Origin of the sequence: Bacillus sp. B19-2 (assembly GCF_022832475.1) — a bacterium.
In the GTDB taxonomy this organism is placed as follows: Bacteria; Bacillota; Bacilli; order Bacillales; family Bacillaceae; genus Bacillus; species Bacillus paralicheniformis.
In genome coordinates this window covers 692,894-708,650 of sequence record NZ_JALHKQ010000002.1, presented here as the reverse complement: position 1 = coordinate 708,650, position 15,757 = coordinate 692,894, and the positions used below count along the sequence as shown (strand labels likewise).

Sequence of the window (15,757 nt, the reverse complement as noted above, 5' to 3'; positions counted from 1 at the left end):
AAGCTTATTTTTGAATTAATGACGATCCTGTCATTTCTTTCGGTTTTTCAACACCCAGCAAGTCTAAAAGAGTTGGCGCCAGATCCCCGAGGATTCCGCCTTCTCTTAATGTCACACCTTCTTTTGTGACGATGACAGGAACCGGATTTGTCGTATGTGCGGTGTGCGGCTTGCCTTCTTCGGTAATCAGCACGTCTGCGTTACCGTGGTCGGCCGTAATAATCGCGTGGCCGCCTTTTGCAAGAATCGCATCAACGACTTCACCGAGGCACTCGTCAACCGCTTCGATTGCTTTGACCGTCGGCTCGACTTTTCCTGAATGTCCGACCATGTCAGGGTTGGCAAAGTTGAGGATGATCGCGTTATGGTTTTCAGCCTCAATTTCTTTGACAAGCGCATCTTTTACTTCATATGCGCTCATTTCAGGTTTCAAGTCATATGTTGCAACTTTAGGCGAGTCGATTAAGATTCGCTCTTCGCCCGGGAATTTCTCTTCGCGTCCGCCGCTCATAAAGAATGTGACGTGCGGATATTTTTCAGTTTCAGCGATGCGAAGCTGCTTCAGCCCGTTTTGGGATAAAACTTCGCCGACTGTGTTGTCGAGGTTGACCGGTTTGAATGCCACGTATCCGTCAACCGTTTCACTGAAATGTGTCAAGCAAACGAAATGAAGGTTTTTCGGATGCTTGTCTCCGCGGTCGAAGTCGCGGAAGTCATCATTGGTGAACGTGTTGGAAATCTGGATCGCCCGGTCAGGTCTGAAATTGTAGAAAATGACCGCATCGTTGTCCTTGATTGTCGCAACAGGCTCGCCGTTTTCTTTCGTGATGACGGAAGGAATGACGAATTCATCATAAATTCCGTTTTCATAAGAATCTTTCACGACATCGAGCGGATTTTCATATTTCGGTCCTTCTCCGTATGCCATGGCGCGGTATGCTTTTTCGACGCGGTCCCAGCGCTTGTCTCGGTCCATTGAATAATAGCGGCCTGACAATGTTGCGATCTCGCCGACGCCGATTTCTTCGATTTGCTCCTGAAGCTCTTTGATGTACTTCTCAGCTGTTTGCGGGCCTACATCGCGGCCGTCAAGGAAGCCGTGAATATAGACGTTTTCAACGCCTTCTTTTTTCGCAAGCTTCAAGAGTGCGTATAAATGGTGAATATGGCTGTGAACTCCGCCGTCAGACAGCAGTCCGAACAAGTGGAGGTTTGTGCCTTTTTCTTTGGCGTGCTTCATCGCGTCCAAAAACGTTTCGTTCCGCTCAAATTCGCCTTCGCGGATTGCGACGTTGACGCGCGTCAGGCTTTGATAGACGATTCGTCCAGCGCCGATGTTCAAGTGGCCGACTTCAGAGTTTCCCATTTGTCCTTCGGGAAGTCCGACCGCTTCGCCTGAAGCTGTCAGCGTCTGATGCGGATACTTGTTCCAATAGCGGTCAAAGTTCGGTTTTTTCGCTTGGGCTACGGCGTTTCCGACTGTTTCGTCCCTTAGTCCAAACCCATCCAAAATGATGAGTGCGGCCAATTTATTACTCATATTGACCTGCCTCCAGTAATTGCACGAAAGACTGCGGCTCAAGGCTTGCTCCGCCAACAAGAGCGCCGTCGATATCGGATTCGGCCATATATTCTTTGATGTTCGCAGGTTTTACGCTTCCGCCGTACTGAATGCGGACGCTGTCTGCTGCAGCTTGTCCGAATTCTGATGCAACGGTTTTGCGGATGTGCGCGCATACTTCGTTTGCATCTTGTGCAGTTGAAGATTTGCCGGTTCCAATCGCCCAGATCGGCTCATAAGCGATCACGGAAGCAGCTACCTGTTCAGTTGTTAAACCTGCAAGTGCTTTTTTCACTTGGTCTGCAACAAGCTCGTTTGTTTTGTTTGCTTCGCGCTCTTCAAGCGTTTCACCTACGCAGATGATCGGCACGATGCCGTATTTGAATGCAGCATGCGCTTTTTTGTTGACCGTTTCATCCGTTTCAGCAAACATTTCGCGGCGCTCGGAGTGGCCGATGACGCAGTATTCAACTCCGAGGTCTTTCAAAGCCGCAGGGCTGATTTCACCCGTGAAAGCACCGCTTTCTTCAAAGTGCATGTTTTGCGCGCCGACTTTCAGATCTGTACCTTTAACAGCTGATGCAAGCTTTTCAAGGAACAGTGCAGGCGCACAGACAACAGCTTCTGCTTTATCTGCTGCGGGAATGGAAGATTTCACTTCTTCAACGAAGCTGACAGCTTCTGAAAGCACTTTATTCATCTTCCAGTTACCGGCTATAATTGGTTTTCTCATGTGCTCCACTCCTTATGCTGTATATTTTGCTTACTTGTCGTTCAATGCTTTGACGCCAGGAAGTTCTTTTCCTTCCATAAACTCAAGGGAAGCTCCGCCGCCTGTTGAAATGTGGCTCATTTTGTCAGCAAGACCGAACTTTTCTACAGCAGCCGCAGAGTCTCCGCCGCCGATGACAGAGTATGTATCTTTTGCCTCTGCTAAAGCTTCAGCGACAGCTTTTGTTCCTTTAGCGAACGCATCGAGTTCGAATACGCCCATCGGTCCGTTCCAAACAACAAGCTTGCTGTTTTTAATGACGTCAGCATATGTTTTTCTTGTTTCCTCCCCGATGTCAAGCGCTTCCCAGTCGCTAGGGATTTCGCTGACCGGCACGATTTTCGTGTTGGCGTCGTTTGAGAAATCGTCAGCAACAAGTACGTCTGTAGGCATGTAGAAGTTCACGCCTTTTTCTTTGGCGCGGTCCATGAAAGATTTAGCCAATTCAATTTTATCTTCTTCAAGCAGGGATTTTCCTACTTCATGGCCGAGCGCTTTGACGAACGTGTAAGCAAGACCGCCGCCGATGATCAGGTTGTCTACTTTCTCAAGAAGACTTTCGATCACGCCGATTTTGTCTTTTACTTTTGCGCCGCCGATGATCGCTGTAAACGGACGTTCAGGGTTTGACAATGCTTTGCCCAGTACTTCAAGCTCTTTTTCCATGAGGAAGCCTGCAACAGCCGGAAGGTGTTCAGCGATACCTGCTGTTGAAGCATGGGCGCGGTGAGCCGCTCCGAATGCGTCATTGACATAAACGTCAGCCAGGTCGGCAAACGCTTTAGACAGCTCGGGATCATTCTTTTCTTCTCCCGGATAGAAGCGGACATTTTCCAATACGAGAATATCTCCGTCTTTCATTTCGGAAATTTGCGCTTTTACGGCGTCGCCGTAAGCTTCATCCGCTTTTTTCACTTCTTTGCCGATCAGTTCGCCGAGGCGTGCGGCTACCGGCGTTAAGCGAAGCTCTTCTGAAACCTGGCCTTTCGGACGGCCCAAGTGGCTTGCAAGAAGAACTTTCGCTCCCTGCTCTGTTAAGTATTGAATCGTCGGAAGTGCGGCGCGGATTCTCGTATCATCCGTCACTTTTCCGTCCTTCATCGGAACGTTAAAGTCAACACGGCAGAAAACAACACGGCCTTTTACATCAATGTCTTTTACTGATTTTTTATTCATGGCTTTTAGGAGATCCTCCTTTTAATGTTTTACAAGCCTGAAAACGGAAATCCCCGGGCGGCTTAATTGGCGCCGATATGGAAAAAGGGAAAGGGAGTGTGTGTCCCCTTCCCTTGTCCGCTTTCATTATAGCGCTTCTCTCATCAAGAACCAAGTCTGATTCTGGTTTCCGGATTAAAGACCTTGTTTTGCGATGTAAGCGGCAAGGTCAACTACACGGTGAGAATATCCGCTTTCGTTGTCATACCAAGAAATAACTTTAACCATGCTGCCTTCCATAACCATTGTAGAAAGAGCATCGATTGTAGAAGAGTTTGCATTGCCGTTGTAGTCTTTAGAAACAAGCGGCTCTTCGCTGTAGCCAAGAACGCCTTGAAGTTCGCCTTCTGCTGCTTCTTTAAACGCTGCGTTTACTTCTTCTGCTGTTACTTCTTTGTCAAGTTCAGCAACCAGGTCAACAAGTGATACGTTTGGTGTTGGAACACGCATTGCTCCGCCGTTCAGTTTTCCTTTCAATTCAGGAAGTACAAGAGAAACGGCTTTCGCTGCACCAGTTGTTGTAGGAATGATGCTTTCAGCTGCCGCACGCGCACGACGGTAGTCTTTGTGCGGAAGATCCAGGATTTGCTGATCGTTTGTGTAAGAGTGAACTGTTGTCATCATACCGCGTTTGATGCCGAATTTGTCGTTCAGAACTTTTGCAAACGGCGCAAGGCAGTTTGTTGTGCAAGATGCGTTAGAGATAACATCGTGGTTAGCCGCATCGTATTTATCTTCGTTAACACCCATAACGATTGTAATATCTTCTTCACTCGCAGGAGCTGAGATGATAACTTTTTTCGCGCCGGCTTCCAAGTGTTTCGCAGCGTCTGCGCGTTTTGTGAAGAAACCAGTAGATTCAACTACAATTTCAACGCCTTGTTTGCCCCAGCTAAGTTTAGAAGGATCGCGCTCTGCTGTAACTTGGATTGTTTGACCGTTAACAACTAGGTTGTTTCCGTCAACAGAAACCTCTGCGTCCAATTTTCCGTGAACTGAATCATATTGTAATAGGTGAGCAAGCATGTTAGCGTCTGTCAAATCGTTAACTGCTACAACCTCAACTTCAGGATTATTTAATGCTGCGCGGAATACATTGCGTCCAATACGACCAAAACCATTAATACCGACTTTTACTGCCATGATGATTTCCTCCTTTAAGTAAATAAGAGATATTTAATTTATATTGAGGGAAGAAGCTTCCCTTAATAACTGTTTCGCGGCTCCTTCATCAGTGATCAAAACCGTGTTGCGCGGCTTTTTGAAGTACGCCTCTATCGCGTCAGCTTTTGACGAGCCTCCCGCCACCGCAATGATGTTCGGGATCGAATCAAGATCTTCGAGCTGGATGCCTACGCTGTGCACTTTGTGAATGACTTCTCCGTGGCGGTCGAAATAGTAGCCGAACGCTTCTGCAACTGCCTCATTTTCTTCTATTTTCTTCAAATCTTCCTTCGGTGTATTTCTTCGTTCTGCCATTGTTTTAGCATCCCCGATTCCATGGATCACCATACTGGACGATTGAATTGTCTGAAGCACTTCTTTAATAGAAGGTTCCTCAATGATAGAAGAATATGCTTCTTTGCTCAGCTGACCCGGCACAAATAACAGTCTGTATGTACCGGAAGCTTTCTCGGCCATATGGGCGCAAATCGTATTGGCCTGATTCCTGACGTTTTCACCGAGCCCGCCTCTTGCCGGAACAAAAAGCAGCTTGCGGTTTTTCGAGTCAGGCGTCATCATTTCTGCCACGGCCTCAAGCGTCGTACCTCCGGTTACGGCGACGATATTTTCCCCCGTAAACCTGCTTTTCATGCATGCGACGGCCGCTCTCCCCATCTCTTTTTTGACCCATGGGGACTGGTCGCTGTCTCCCGATACAATGATGACTTCGTCGAGATTCAACCTCTCTTTTAATGTATTTTCCAAATGGGTTAAACCTAAAACGTCCTTCATCGTATCTTCGAGAACTTTCAGCAGGTTGGATCCTTCAAGTGTCAATATCATGCCGGTTGTTTTAATCTCTAGTAGATTTTGTTCTTTTAAAAACTGAACCTCCGCCCTTAAAATCCGCTCGCTGATGCCGAGACTGGCGGCAAGGCTTCTTCTGCCGATCGGTTCAGTCAGCCTTATGTACTGCAAAATTTTGTACCTTTTCTGCATGACATCGAGAAGATCCGGCAATAATTTTTTTTGAGCCTGTATTAGTTGATTCATGCCAAAATGTTCCTTTCATCTCGTCCTGGACAAATAATGTCCCATAGTGACTGAAAACGTCCCACCTCAGCCAAAAAAAATTGCTCCTGCTTACATTCCTTATTGTAACAGGGTTAAAATGTTTATTCAACTGTTAAGAATCAATTCATCGACAAGATTCGCGCGAATGTTCACACATCTGTTTTAATTATTGTCCCTATTGATTTCTATACTATACATATTTCATGAAAACGTGCCTCAATGAAAAAAAACCCTTCTCTTAAAAAGGGTTATCAGAATGAATCTGGCTGTCGAACGTTCTGGGACGTATGAATGGGGTGTAGGTGGATGCTCGCATACAGGATGATGCCGTCCCTCATCTTCGTCTATTTTCAAAAATAAATATATTGCTAAAGTACTCATAAAAAAAGCAACGGGCGGTTTTTCCGTTCCGTTGCTTTTGTGCCGTTTAGCCATTTTTCCAGACATCTGCAATGATTTCGAACGAGCGAAGTCTGTCAGCATGGTCAAATGTTTCTGAATTGATCATGATCTCGTCCGCCTGAGTCGTACGGATGAATTCTTCAAGCTTTTCTTTCACACTGTCCGGGCCGCCGATGATCGTTGAGCTGAGCTGCTCATTTACCATCGCTTTTTCACGCGGCGTCCAAATCTGATCCATATCATCTACAGGCGGCTTAAGCTGTGTCGGGGCCCCGCGGACAAGGTCTAAAAACTTCTGATAATGCGACGTTGCAAGGCGCTCCGCTTGCGCGTCCGTATCGGCTGCGATCACGGTCACCCCGACCATCGCATAAGGCTCCTCCAAGACGCCCGGCTTAAACGAACTGCGGTACAGTTCCAAGGCAGGCAGCGTATTGGCCGGTGAAAAATGAGCCGCAAATGCAAACGGCAAACCGAGCTCCCCTGCAAGCCTGGCGCTGAATCCGCTTGAACCGAGAAGCCAGATCGGCACATCAAGCCCTTCGCCCGGTATGGCGCGCACGTGATTTCTTACATTGCCGGACGGCTTAAAATACTGGCGGAGTTCTTCAAGCTGCTCGGGAAAATCCTCCCCGCTGCTTATATTCCTTCTTAATGCGCGGGCGGTTAATTGATCCGTACCCGGAGCGCGCCCCAGCCCTAAATCGATTCTGCCTGGATAAAGGGATTCAAGCGTTCCGAACTGTTCGGCGATGACGAGCGGGGAATGGTTCGGCAGCATAATCCCTCCCGAACCGATGCGCATCTTCTTAGTGCCCCCGGCGATATAGCCGATCAAAACAGAGGTAGCCGAGCTCGCAACGCCTTCGATATTATGGTGCTCAGCCAGCCAGAACCTGTGGTATCCCCATTTTTCGGCATGCTGCGCCAAATCCATAGATTGTTTAAAAGATTGTCCCGCATTTCCGCCTTGTACGATAGGAGACAGATTTAATACGGAATACTTCGTATTTTTGAAATGCTGTTCTGACATCGTCTTTCCTTCTTCCTGAAGTGTAGTGGTCATGTAATTAGACGATAACATAATCGTTCCGGTGAATAAAAGAAATTAGTTCGAAAAAAATCGAACTAATGTGTTAAAAGCTTGCCTCCCTGCGGAGGCAAGCCTTTTTTTTAGAAGCGGCCGTTTAGCCGGCTATCTGGTTCCTTCCTTTAAAGAAATAAGCAGCGCTAATGAGCAAATAGATTCCCGCCGTCACCAATGTAATGACAATCGATGTGGTCAGGATGACACCGATCAGTATCGCTGTCAGCGAAATGATTGCCACCCATGTCGTATAAGGGAACCATTTGACATAGTAGCCGTTCCCCGCTGTTTGATTCCGTTTCCTCGATTTTAAATGGGCGGCGGCAATCAGCATCCAGATTACAAGGACGGTATAGCCGAGAGACCCCATCAAATATTCAAACGTTTGGCTGCCGGCAAACAGTGAAAACAATACACCCAAGTATAAGAAAGAAGTACATAATAGAATCGAATAAACCGGCACCTTTCTCACGGAAAGTCTCGAAAAGATTTTCGGCATTCTTCCGTCTGACGCCTGTGTATACAAAATTCGGGAGGCGCCGTAAAGCCCTGAGTTCATCGACGAAATGACCGCCAGTAAAATGACCGCATTCATCAAATGATCCGCTCCGGGAATGCCGATCATCTTAAAGACCATGACAAAAGGACTCTCCGACACTCCGTTGACTTGATTCCATGGAATCAAGCTGACAATCACGAAAAACGGCAGAAGATAAAAAGCAATAATGCGTGTCAACGTTCCACGCACGGCTTTAGGCACGACCTTCTCAGGGTTTTTGGTTTCCGCCAGGGTCACCCCGATGATTTCGGTTCCGCCGTAGGAATAGATCACAACAAGCATGGCTGTAATCAGCCCTCCTGCGCCATTCGGGAAGAAGCCGCCATGGTCTGTCAAATGAGTAAAACCGACAGCTGAGTGTTGTCCAAAAGAGAAAAATAACAAGATAAATCCGGATATAATAAAGACGACAATCACTGTGATTTTAATAAGGGCAAGCCAGTATTCCGTCTCGGCAAAGCTTTTGACAGAAAGCAAATTCACGCTCGTAATGACGAGTGAAACGAACAGCGCCAGCACCCAGATCGGCAGCCCCGGCAGCCAGTACTGCAAAAATATCGCGGCGACAACAGCCTCTGCCGCAATATTGAGAACCCACATTTTCCAGTATATCCAGTCTAAAAAATAAGCGGCATACGGCCCTAATATTGATTGAACGAGATCCCTGAATGTTCTGGCTTCACTGTTTCGGACAGCCATCTCGGCGAGCCCCTGCATGATAAACAGCAAAATTATGCCGCCGATCAAGTAGGCGATCATGACCGAAGGCCCCGCCAAATCGATCGCTTTGCTGCTTCCTTTAAATAATCCTGCTCCAATGGCTCCGCCCAATGCCATCATCATTATATGCCGCGATGTCATCGTGCGCTCGAGCTTCTGCATGTCTTTCTCCATCTATGTTCACTTCCTCTATTAAAATGAAAAAAGCTCACCGTCTCTCTCTCTTCGATTTGAAGATAAAGAGACGATGAGCTTTGAAGCTTACCGCGGTACCACTCTTTTTGATTCTATGCCAAGAATCCAGCTTTTGAGAAGCACAGCCATGCTGTGCAAACCTGTTAACGAAGGTTAATCGTAATGTCCTCAGGAATTGATGTCCGTCCTTTAGCCAGTCCACTCCCGGGCGAGTTCAAAGGTTCATTGGTCCGCGTCGCACCTACCCGCAGCTCTCTTTGCCAATGCCGATCTTTTACTGCTCCCGTTCATTGTGTTTTCTTCTGCCTGAAATATATTCATATAATATACGTGCCGATCTTGACTTTGTCAACATCAAATCCACTGCCAAAAAATAAAAATTAAAATTTTTCTCTTTTTTCAAGGAAAATCGCCTTTTCCATTGGAAAATACAAGGGAAGATATGCACAACTTTCATGATGATGGAACATTATCCAAAAGAGGAAAAGTGTAAAATCGGCGAATATCCCCCGAAAAAAATAGTTAAATTGAAATATTATTCAAACTTTACAAAATATTTTAACGATGATAGAGTGTGAACCGAATCATCACATCAGCTAAAGGAGGAAGAGAACGTGAAAAAACTTTCGTTTATGGTGATCTTGTCCGTATTGACGCTCGTCTTTGGTTCATCGTCCGTAAGCTTTGCGAAAGACATTCCTGAAGACAGGTATACAACACCTACAGATGCTGAATTTAGCCAGATGAAAGAGATTTTAAACGACGCTGATATCGAAACCGGCAATTTGCAGAAGGATTACGGTGTGATTGTCAATGATCCCGCTGAAAAAGTCGGCGTCATATCAGGCATCCCCGCCGAAAAAGATGACTGGAGCCATGTCAGCTTCCATTCCTACTATGTCGACCTCAACAGCAACACTCTTATCGCTGATGTTCAATTTAAATTCACACAAAACGATGACGGCACTTCGGAAACCGAGTACAAAAACGTAACAAACGGAGGCAGGTATTTCGTCAAAATGGACCAAGACGGAAATGTCATTAATGAAGAAACGACCGGCGACATGTCGATTTTGTGGAGATACTAGAAACCGAGCGCCCCTTATGGAAAACGCCTTTATTCAAAGGCGTTTTTTGTTCGGGTATTTAATAGATCTATCCATTGACACCATTCGCATCCGCAAGATTAAAGGCATGATACCCGAACAAACCCGGGCTCATGCCTATCAAAGTCTTTCTGTCAAGAAACAACACGTTCCTCTGAGCTGTCCATAAAGATGTCTTCAAGCGACGGTTCATCGACGTGAATTCTGTAGATTCCCACTTTGCAGTTCGTTAATACTCTGACGATGGCGGGAATTTTTTCTTCTGAATTGACGGTGATCGAAATCTCATGGTGCTTGAATTGAACGTTTTCTCCAGCTGACTCAAGAAAACGGTCGATCAGGCCGAAATGCTGCTCGGGAATATTCGAGTGACGAATGTGAACGCTTATGTTCGACATGAAATGCCTTCTTAATTCATCGAGCGTGCCTTCTATTAAAATGCGGCCGTTTTTCATAATCGCGATTCGGGTGCAGATTTTCTCGATTTCATGCAGGTTGTGTGACGTCATAAATATCGTCTTACCTTCTTTTTGCAAATCTATGATCAGCTTTTGAATGTACAGAGCCGATTCGGCATCGACACCTGATGTCGGTTCATCCAAAAAGATGAGCTCGGGATCGTGGATGATCGCCTGGGCGATGCCGAGCTTTTTTTTCATACCGAATGAATAGGCGCCCGCTTTTTTTTCAGTATGCTCGGTAAACCCCACTCTCTCTAAGACTTCTTCGCACCGCTCAGTCGATACGGCTTGTCCATTCAGCTTTGCAAAATACTTCAAATGCCCGACTGCAGTCTTTGAATCATAGAGGGTCAAATAATCGGGTAAAACGCCGATGCGATGCTTGACGTTTTCAATCGAAGCGTCATTTAACAGCAGAAAACTGCCGGCTGTCGGCTGGGTAATGCCTGTAATCATATTCATGAACGTAGATTTCCCCGCCCCGTTGCGGCCGAGGAATCCGTAAATCTCTCCTTTTTCGACTTGGAGGTCGACATGGTTGACGACGGTTTTGGCTCCGTAGCTTTTCATCAGCCCTTTTGCCTCGATCACCACATTCATTATAAATCTCTCCTTTTAAACAAAACGATCGCACCGCACAGTACGATGGCGGCGTAGACAAAGTTGATGAAAATAAAAGAACCGCCCAGTACGGAGTAATAGTACGGCGTTAAATATTTAAACCAGGTGATCATGCCGTTCTCTGAATAAACAGCCCATAAACTGACCGCGGGAAAGACGAGTGCAAACACGATTCCGAAAAACATGGACATGGTTGGCCTTGAAATCACGATCGAAAATAAAAGGTTCAAAGAGATTGCAGCTGTAAGAAAAGCCATGCTGTCTGCATAACTCATCCATAAAAACTCTTTTGAGGCGATCATCACCAATGTATATGAAACGAGCATGCAGAAAAACCAAAACAGCCAGACGCCAAAAAATTTTCCCAGAATGATCTTGATCCGCGACGTTTTCGTCACAAGAAATCTGACCGTCCGGGCATGGACTTCGCGGTTGATCATGTCATGGGAAAGTCCAGCGATAAACAGGAAACCGAGAGCAAAAACGATAACCGCCGTTCCGATTGCGTTTGCATCGCTTCCTAAATCCAATTCGCGCACGAAGTCCGCAGGCGCCTGTTCGATCAATCCCGCAGTCTTATAGCTCACCCAAAACATAATAATAATGACAATCATCGACTTGATGCTTTTAAAAAGACTGATAAATTCATTCAGACATACCGCCCGCATACGAGTCACTCCTTCACTATTCTCCATTATAGAGAGTGAACATTATCGGGAAATAATCTTATCCTTAACATTACCTTAAATTTTAATAGACTCTTTCTTTCAGGGGTGTTTCCGAGAATAATAAATGAGATGCAAGCCGCTTGAACCAGCAGCAGAAATGGGGATGCAGAGCCGGAAATCCGATATAAATGCCATTTTAATATAACAAGTTTATGACCGGCAAAAAAAAAGTGGAATGATGCGGTAAATCGGGATATGCCGGAATTTTCATATCGCTAAATAAAAAAGATTAGCTCAGCATGAGGCTAATCTTTTTGTTATCGTCTTATTACCGGTCCGTCACGACAATATAGGCCGCTTTTACCGGGCCGTGGACGCCGACTACAAGGTCCATTTCGATGTCGGCTGAATTGCTCGGTCCAGTGACATAGTTGATGCAGGACGGGACGGCGTCGCCGTCTGCAACCTTTTGTTTGATCATTGCGCTTGCCTGTGTCATCCGCGGGACGATGGTGCTTTTCGGGACGATCGCGATATATGTCGTCGGCAGCAAGCTGACAGAACGTCCTTTGTCTTTTGAACTGAAGAGGACGACCGTTCCGGATTCAGCAAGCGTGATCTCGCTGAATGTCACGCCGATGTTAGCCTGTTCGGCCCGCTGGATATTTTCATCTCTTGCCGCTGCATCCCATTCCCACACTTCTGTCCCCTCATTCGGCCACTTGTCTGTTAACAGGCCTGATAGTCCGTACTCTTTAAAACGGTCATCTTTCGGAATGATGACCGGCCCGCCTCCAAATCGCGATGCTTGTTCATACAAGGCATCATGCAAGCCGATGACATCTGTTTCAATCAGCTCCGTATGAATTTTCCGGCAGTGCTCCTTTAAGACGCCGACAAGCTCATCCTGTGTATAGCCTTGATATACCCGGTGCTGCGGCTGATAGGTATAATCAGGAACGGTGACGCCTGCCGAGCGCCGGTTGCGGCCGAGCCTTTCCGCAATCCGGTTTAAAAAGCCGTCTTTGTTTTGGATTGTTCCGTTTGTCATCTGTCTTCCCCCTTCTCTTTCCGTCTGTCCTCAAACCAGTCGCGGAACCTTGACTTGTTCGGCGCGGGGAAGTCGCGAATCTGAGTCCACTGTTTTAACGGTCCCGGTCCCTTCGTTATTTTGCCGTCTTCGTTAAACGGCTTCATGGCTGCCGGCGCCCATTTGGAGCCCATTTTATATAGGGATGGCGCAGAAGTTCCCAAGCCGAACGCTTTCATCGCGAGCTTCTCGGATATCGGTGCGCGCCCTTCTTTTTCAACGATGCGCTGCCGGTGCTTCAGAAGCAGTTCATGAAGCGGGATTTTCACAGGACATGCTTCAGAGCAGGCCGCACATAACGAAGAGGCGTACGGCAGTTCTTTATAATCGTCATATCCGCCGAGCAGCGGCGACAATACGGCTCCGATCGGGCCTGAATAGATCGAACCGTAAGAATGTCCGCCGACATGGCGGTATACGGGACAGACATTGATGCAGGCCGCACAGCGGATGCATTGGAGGACGGATTGAAACTCCGTTCCGAGAATGTTCGAACGCCCGTTGTCAACGATGACGAGGTGAAACTCTTCGGGTCCGTCCGCTTCACCGGGCTGCCGCGGCCCTGTCAGCGCCGTGATATAGCTCGTCAGCCGCTGTCCGACCGCACTTCTTGTGAGCATGCCGACGAGAACTTCAAACTCGTCGAATGAAGGGACAAGCCGCTCCATCCCCATCACGGTAATCTGCGTCTTCGGAATGGTCGTGACAAGGCGTCCGTTTCCCTCGTTTGTGACAAGGCTGACAGACCCCGTATCGGCAATCGCAAAATTGCAGCCTGTTATGCCGATGTCAGCCTCGAGAAATTTCTTTCTGAGCACGGCGCGGGCGTGCATGACAAGCTCTTCCGGCTTTTCGGTGTTGCGGTAGCCGATCCGCTCTTTAAAGACGTCGCGAATTTGCTCTTTGTTTTTATGCAAAGCAGGTGCGACGATATGTGACGGCGGATCATGATCATCGATTTGGAGGATGTATTCGCCCAAATCGGTTTCGACCACTTCGCAGCCGTCGCGTTCAAGCGCCTCGTTCATGTTGATTTCTTCGGTCACCATTGATTTTGATTTCACGACTTTTTTGCCGTTTTTCTTTTTTACGACATCGCGGATATAGCCTGTCGCTTCTTCAGCCGTCTGTGCAAAGAATACGTGCCCGCCTTTTTTGGCGACATTTTCGGCGAGCTGTTCTAGGTAGTAGTCCAGGTTTTCGAGCACGTGCTGCCTGATTTCCTCGGCCTGAGACCGCCATTCTTCCCAGTTCCCGAGCTCTTCCGCCGCCTCAAGACGGCGCGTTCTCAAGCGTTCCTGCGCACTTGAAACAGCCCCCCTCATAAACTCGTTTTCGAGCCCGTCAGATACGCGCTCTTTAAATTTCTGCGTTCCGATCTTCATTGCCATAACGAATGTCCCCCTCTATCTGTGAAATGACCGGATGTCTGTTTATCTGCTGTTCAGTACTTCTGCGATGTGCATGACTTCAATCTGCTTGTTCTTTCTCCCGATCCGTCCGCCGATATTCATCAAGCAGCCGCAGTCCGCCCCGATTAACACATCTGCGGCTGTTTCTTCGACACACGCCACTTTCTCATCGACCATCTGTTCGGATATTTGCGACATCTTCACCGAAAAAGTCCCCCCGAACCCGCAGCAGTCGTGTTTGCGCGGCAGCGGCGTAAACTCCAGTCCCTTCACATGCCGAAGCAGCTTCATCGGCGCGTCTGTGACGCCCAAAAGCCTTGTCATATGGCATGACGTATGATAAGTCGCCTTTTTCTCAAGTGTCGCCCCAACGTCTTCAACCTTCAAAACGTTGACGATAAAATCGGTCAGCTCATACGTTTTGTCAGCCAGCCGCTGCGCTTTTTCCGCCCAGGCCGGCTCATCCCGGAAAAGGTGCGGATACTCTTTGAACATAAAAGCGCACGATCCTGAAGGGCTGACGACGTATTCGGCTGATTCAAACGTCTCAATCATCCGTCTCATCGCTTTTTTGGAATCTTTGACATAGCCGCTGTTGTACGCAGGCTGGCCGCAGCAGATCTGCCCTTCGGGAAAATCCACTTCACATCCGAGCCGCTCCAGCAGTTCAACCGTCGCTTTTCCGACATTTGACTGAAACATGTCAACCAAACACGTGATAAACAGTGATACTTTCATCTTGATCCCCTCTCCAACCCGATAAATCAGGTCATCTGATGACTTGGTTAGAAAACCCTCTTTCTCCATCTTACACCTTGGTAAAATTTTTTGAAAGGGGTTTCCTTTTCGTTTTCACTCAGGCCGCTGCTTATATGGCCGGCTCGTCGGCCTGTTTCGTTTCTTCAAAATATGAGGCCAGCACATTTTCCACATTTGTCAGATGATTGTGCATCGCCTGCTCTGCTTTTTGGCCGTCTTTTTCCATCACAGCCTGATAGATGGCTTCGTGTTCCTCATAAAGGCGCTTAACGGTTGTGTTCTTCGAGAACAGCCAAATTTTGCGCGTCTCCCTCATCGTCTCAATTAAGAGCGATGACACATGATTCATCAAGCCTTTCAGCAGATCGTTTTGCGAGGCGCCGGCAAGCGCAAGATGAAACGCGAGGTCGGCTTTTTCGCCAAGTTCGCCGTTCCCGTCCGCCTGCTTCATATCCTCAAGTGCTGCCTGCATGCGCCCGAGATCATCTTCCGTGCGTTTTTGAGCCGCACTTGAAACAGCTCCGATTTCAAGAATCTTACGGACTTCGAGCAGTTCAGCGACGTCTTTCTTTTTCATCAAAAGCGCAGCCGAAAGGGGGATGGAAATTTGCTCAGGATCAAACCTTTTCACATACGTCCCTTCCCCCTGCTTCATTTCGACCATCCCCATCGCTTTTAACGCGGACAGCGCTTCCCTGACGGCCGAACGGCTGACCTGAAAGCTGTCGGCGAGCGCCTGGACGGAGTCAAGCTTGTCACCTGGCTCAAGCTCTCCGCTTTTAATCGATTCAAGAAGCGCTTCCGCGACTTCTTCGTATATTTTTTTCGTCTTGATTTGTTTGTATTTCAACTTTTTTCACCTCGTAACCAGACTGGGCATGATGCGCTATT

At 47.6% G+C, this 15,757-nt stretch carries 14 protein-coding genes, 1 pseudogene and 1 other annotated feature; of the genes and pseudogenes, 2 read left to right on the top strand and 13 right to left on the bottom strand.

Annotation, left to right across the window (positions count from 1 at the left end):
• Nucleotides 1-4: 4 nt before the first annotated feature.
• The 5 genes from gpmI to MST20_RS10675 all read right to left on the bottom strand — a co-directional run bounded on the left by gpmI (nucleotide 5) and on the right by MST20_RS10675 (nucleotide 5,765).
• On the bottom strand, nucleotides 5-1,540 hold the full coding sequence (gene gpmI, locus MST20_RS10695) for a 2,3-bisphosphoglycerate-independent phosphoglycerate mutase (protein WP_152846490.1): 1,536 nt from the start codon (nucleotides 1,538-1,540) through the stop codon (nucleotides 5-7).
• Nucleotides 1,533-2,294: a triose-phosphate isomerase gene (tpiA, locus tag MST20_RS10690; RefSeq protein ID WP_020453003.1), complete on the bottom strand. Its 762-nt coding sequence runs from the start codon at nucleotides 2,292-2,294 to the stop codon at nucleotides 1,533-1,535. Before tpiA ends, gpmI begins: the two co-directional genes overlap by 8 nt.
• A 30-nt stretch (nucleotides 2,295-2,324) precedes the next feature.
• A complete protein-coding gene (locus MST20_RS10685) occupies nucleotides 2,325-3,509 on the bottom strand; it encodes a phosphoglycerate kinase (RefSeq protein ID WP_243942069.1) in 1,185 nt (394 codons plus the stop codon).
• A 174-nt stretch (nucleotides 3,510-3,683) separates the two neighbouring features.
• The gene (gap, locus tag MST20_RS10680; protein ID WP_020453005.1) at nucleotides 3,684-4,691 is read right to left on the bottom strand and encodes a type I glyceraldehyde-3-phosphate dehydrogenase; all 1,008 of its coding nucleotides are present in this window, start codon (nucleotides 4,689-4,691) and stop codon (nucleotides 3,684-3,686) included.
• A 33-nt stretch (nucleotides 4,692-4,724) separates the two neighbouring features.
• The gene (locus tag MST20_RS10675; RefSeq protein WP_065644303.1) at nucleotides 4,725-5,765 is read right to left on the bottom strand and encodes a sugar-binding transcriptional regulator; all 1,041 of its coding nucleotides are present in this window, start codon (nucleotides 5,763-5,765) and stop codon (nucleotides 4,725-4,727) included.
• A gap of 277 nt (nucleotides 5,766-6,042) precedes the next feature.
• Here MST20_RS10675 and MST20_RS21365 point away from each other — a divergent pair.
• Nucleotides 6,043-6,128, top strand: a pseudogene (locus MST20_RS21365) (hypothetical protein); the annotation flags it as partial.
• A gap of 85 nt (nucleotides 6,129-6,213) precedes the next feature.
• Here MST20_RS21365 and MST20_RS10670 read toward each other — a convergent pair.
• Entirely contained in the window at nucleotides 6,214-7,221 is a 1,008-nt protein-coding gene (locus tag MST20_RS10670; protein WP_165428143.1) for an LLM class flavin-dependent oxidoreductase, read from the bottom strand.
• A gap of 154 nt (nucleotides 7,222-7,375) precedes the next feature.
• On the bottom strand, nucleotides 7,376-8,728 hold the full coding sequence (locus tag MST20_RS10665; RefSeq protein WP_165428144.1) for an amino acid permease: 1,353 nt from the start codon (nucleotides 8,726-8,728) through the stop codon (nucleotides 7,376-7,378).
• Between the two features lie 63 nt (nucleotides 8,729-8,791).
• Nucleotides 8,792-9,049 (bottom strand) — a binding site (T-box leader).
• Nucleotides 9,050-9,363: 314 nt separating this feature from the next.
• Here MST20_RS10665 and MST20_RS10660 point away from each other — a divergent pair.
• Entirely contained in the window at nucleotides 9,364-9,837 is a 474-nt protein-coding gene (locus tag MST20_RS10660; protein WP_165428145.1) for a hypothetical protein, read from the top strand.
• A gap of 152 nt (nucleotides 9,838-9,989) precedes the next feature.
• On the opposite strand, the gene MST20_RS10655 is transcribed toward MST20_RS10660, so the two are convergent.
• The 6 genes from MST20_RS10655 to lutR form a co-directional block, all read right to left on the bottom strand.
• Nucleotides 9,990-10,916 carry an ABC transporter ATP-binding protein gene (locus MST20_RS10655; RefSeq protein WP_243942067.1) on the bottom strand — a complete coding sequence of 309 codons (927 nt, stop codon included), beginning with the start codon at nucleotides 10,914-10,916 and terminating at the stop codon, nucleotides 9,990-9,992.
• Nucleotides 10,916-11,605 (bottom strand): ABC transporter permease, encoded by a 690-nt coding sequence (locus MST20_RS10650; RefSeq protein ID WP_165428147.1) that lies wholly within the window; start codon nucleotides 11,603-11,605, stop codon nucleotides 10,916-10,918. Before MST20_RS10650 ends, MST20_RS10655 begins: the two co-directional genes overlap by 1 nt.
• 328 nt (nucleotides 11,606-11,933) lie before the next feature.
• Nucleotides 11,934-12,656: a LutC/YkgG family protein gene (locus tag MST20_RS10645; protein ID WP_243942065.1), complete on the bottom strand. Its 723-nt coding sequence runs from the start codon at nucleotides 12,654-12,656 to the stop codon at nucleotides 11,934-11,936.
• Entirely contained in the window at nucleotides 12,653-14,086 is a 1,434-nt protein-coding gene (locus tag MST20_RS10640) for a LutB/LldF family L-lactate oxidation iron-sulfur protein (RefSeq protein ID WP_243942063.1), read from the bottom strand. The genes MST20_RS10645 and MST20_RS10640 overlap by 4 nt, the downstream gene beginning before the upstream one ends.
• A gap of 42 nt (nucleotides 14,087-14,128) precedes the next feature.
• Nucleotides 14,129-14,845 (bottom strand): (Fe-S)-binding protein, encoded by a 717-nt coding sequence (locus MST20_RS10635; RefSeq protein ID WP_165428150.1) that lies wholly within the window; start codon nucleotides 14,843-14,845, stop codon nucleotides 14,129-14,131.
• 130 nt (nucleotides 14,846-14,975) lie between these two features.
• Nucleotides 14,976-15,716: an L-lactate utilization/bacilysin biosynthesis transcriptional regulator LutR gene (gene lutR, locus MST20_RS10630; protein WP_279600002.1), complete on the bottom strand. Its 741-nt coding sequence runs from the start codon at nucleotides 15,714-15,716 to the stop codon at nucleotides 14,976-14,978.
• Nucleotides 15,717-15,757: the final 41 nt, after the last annotated feature.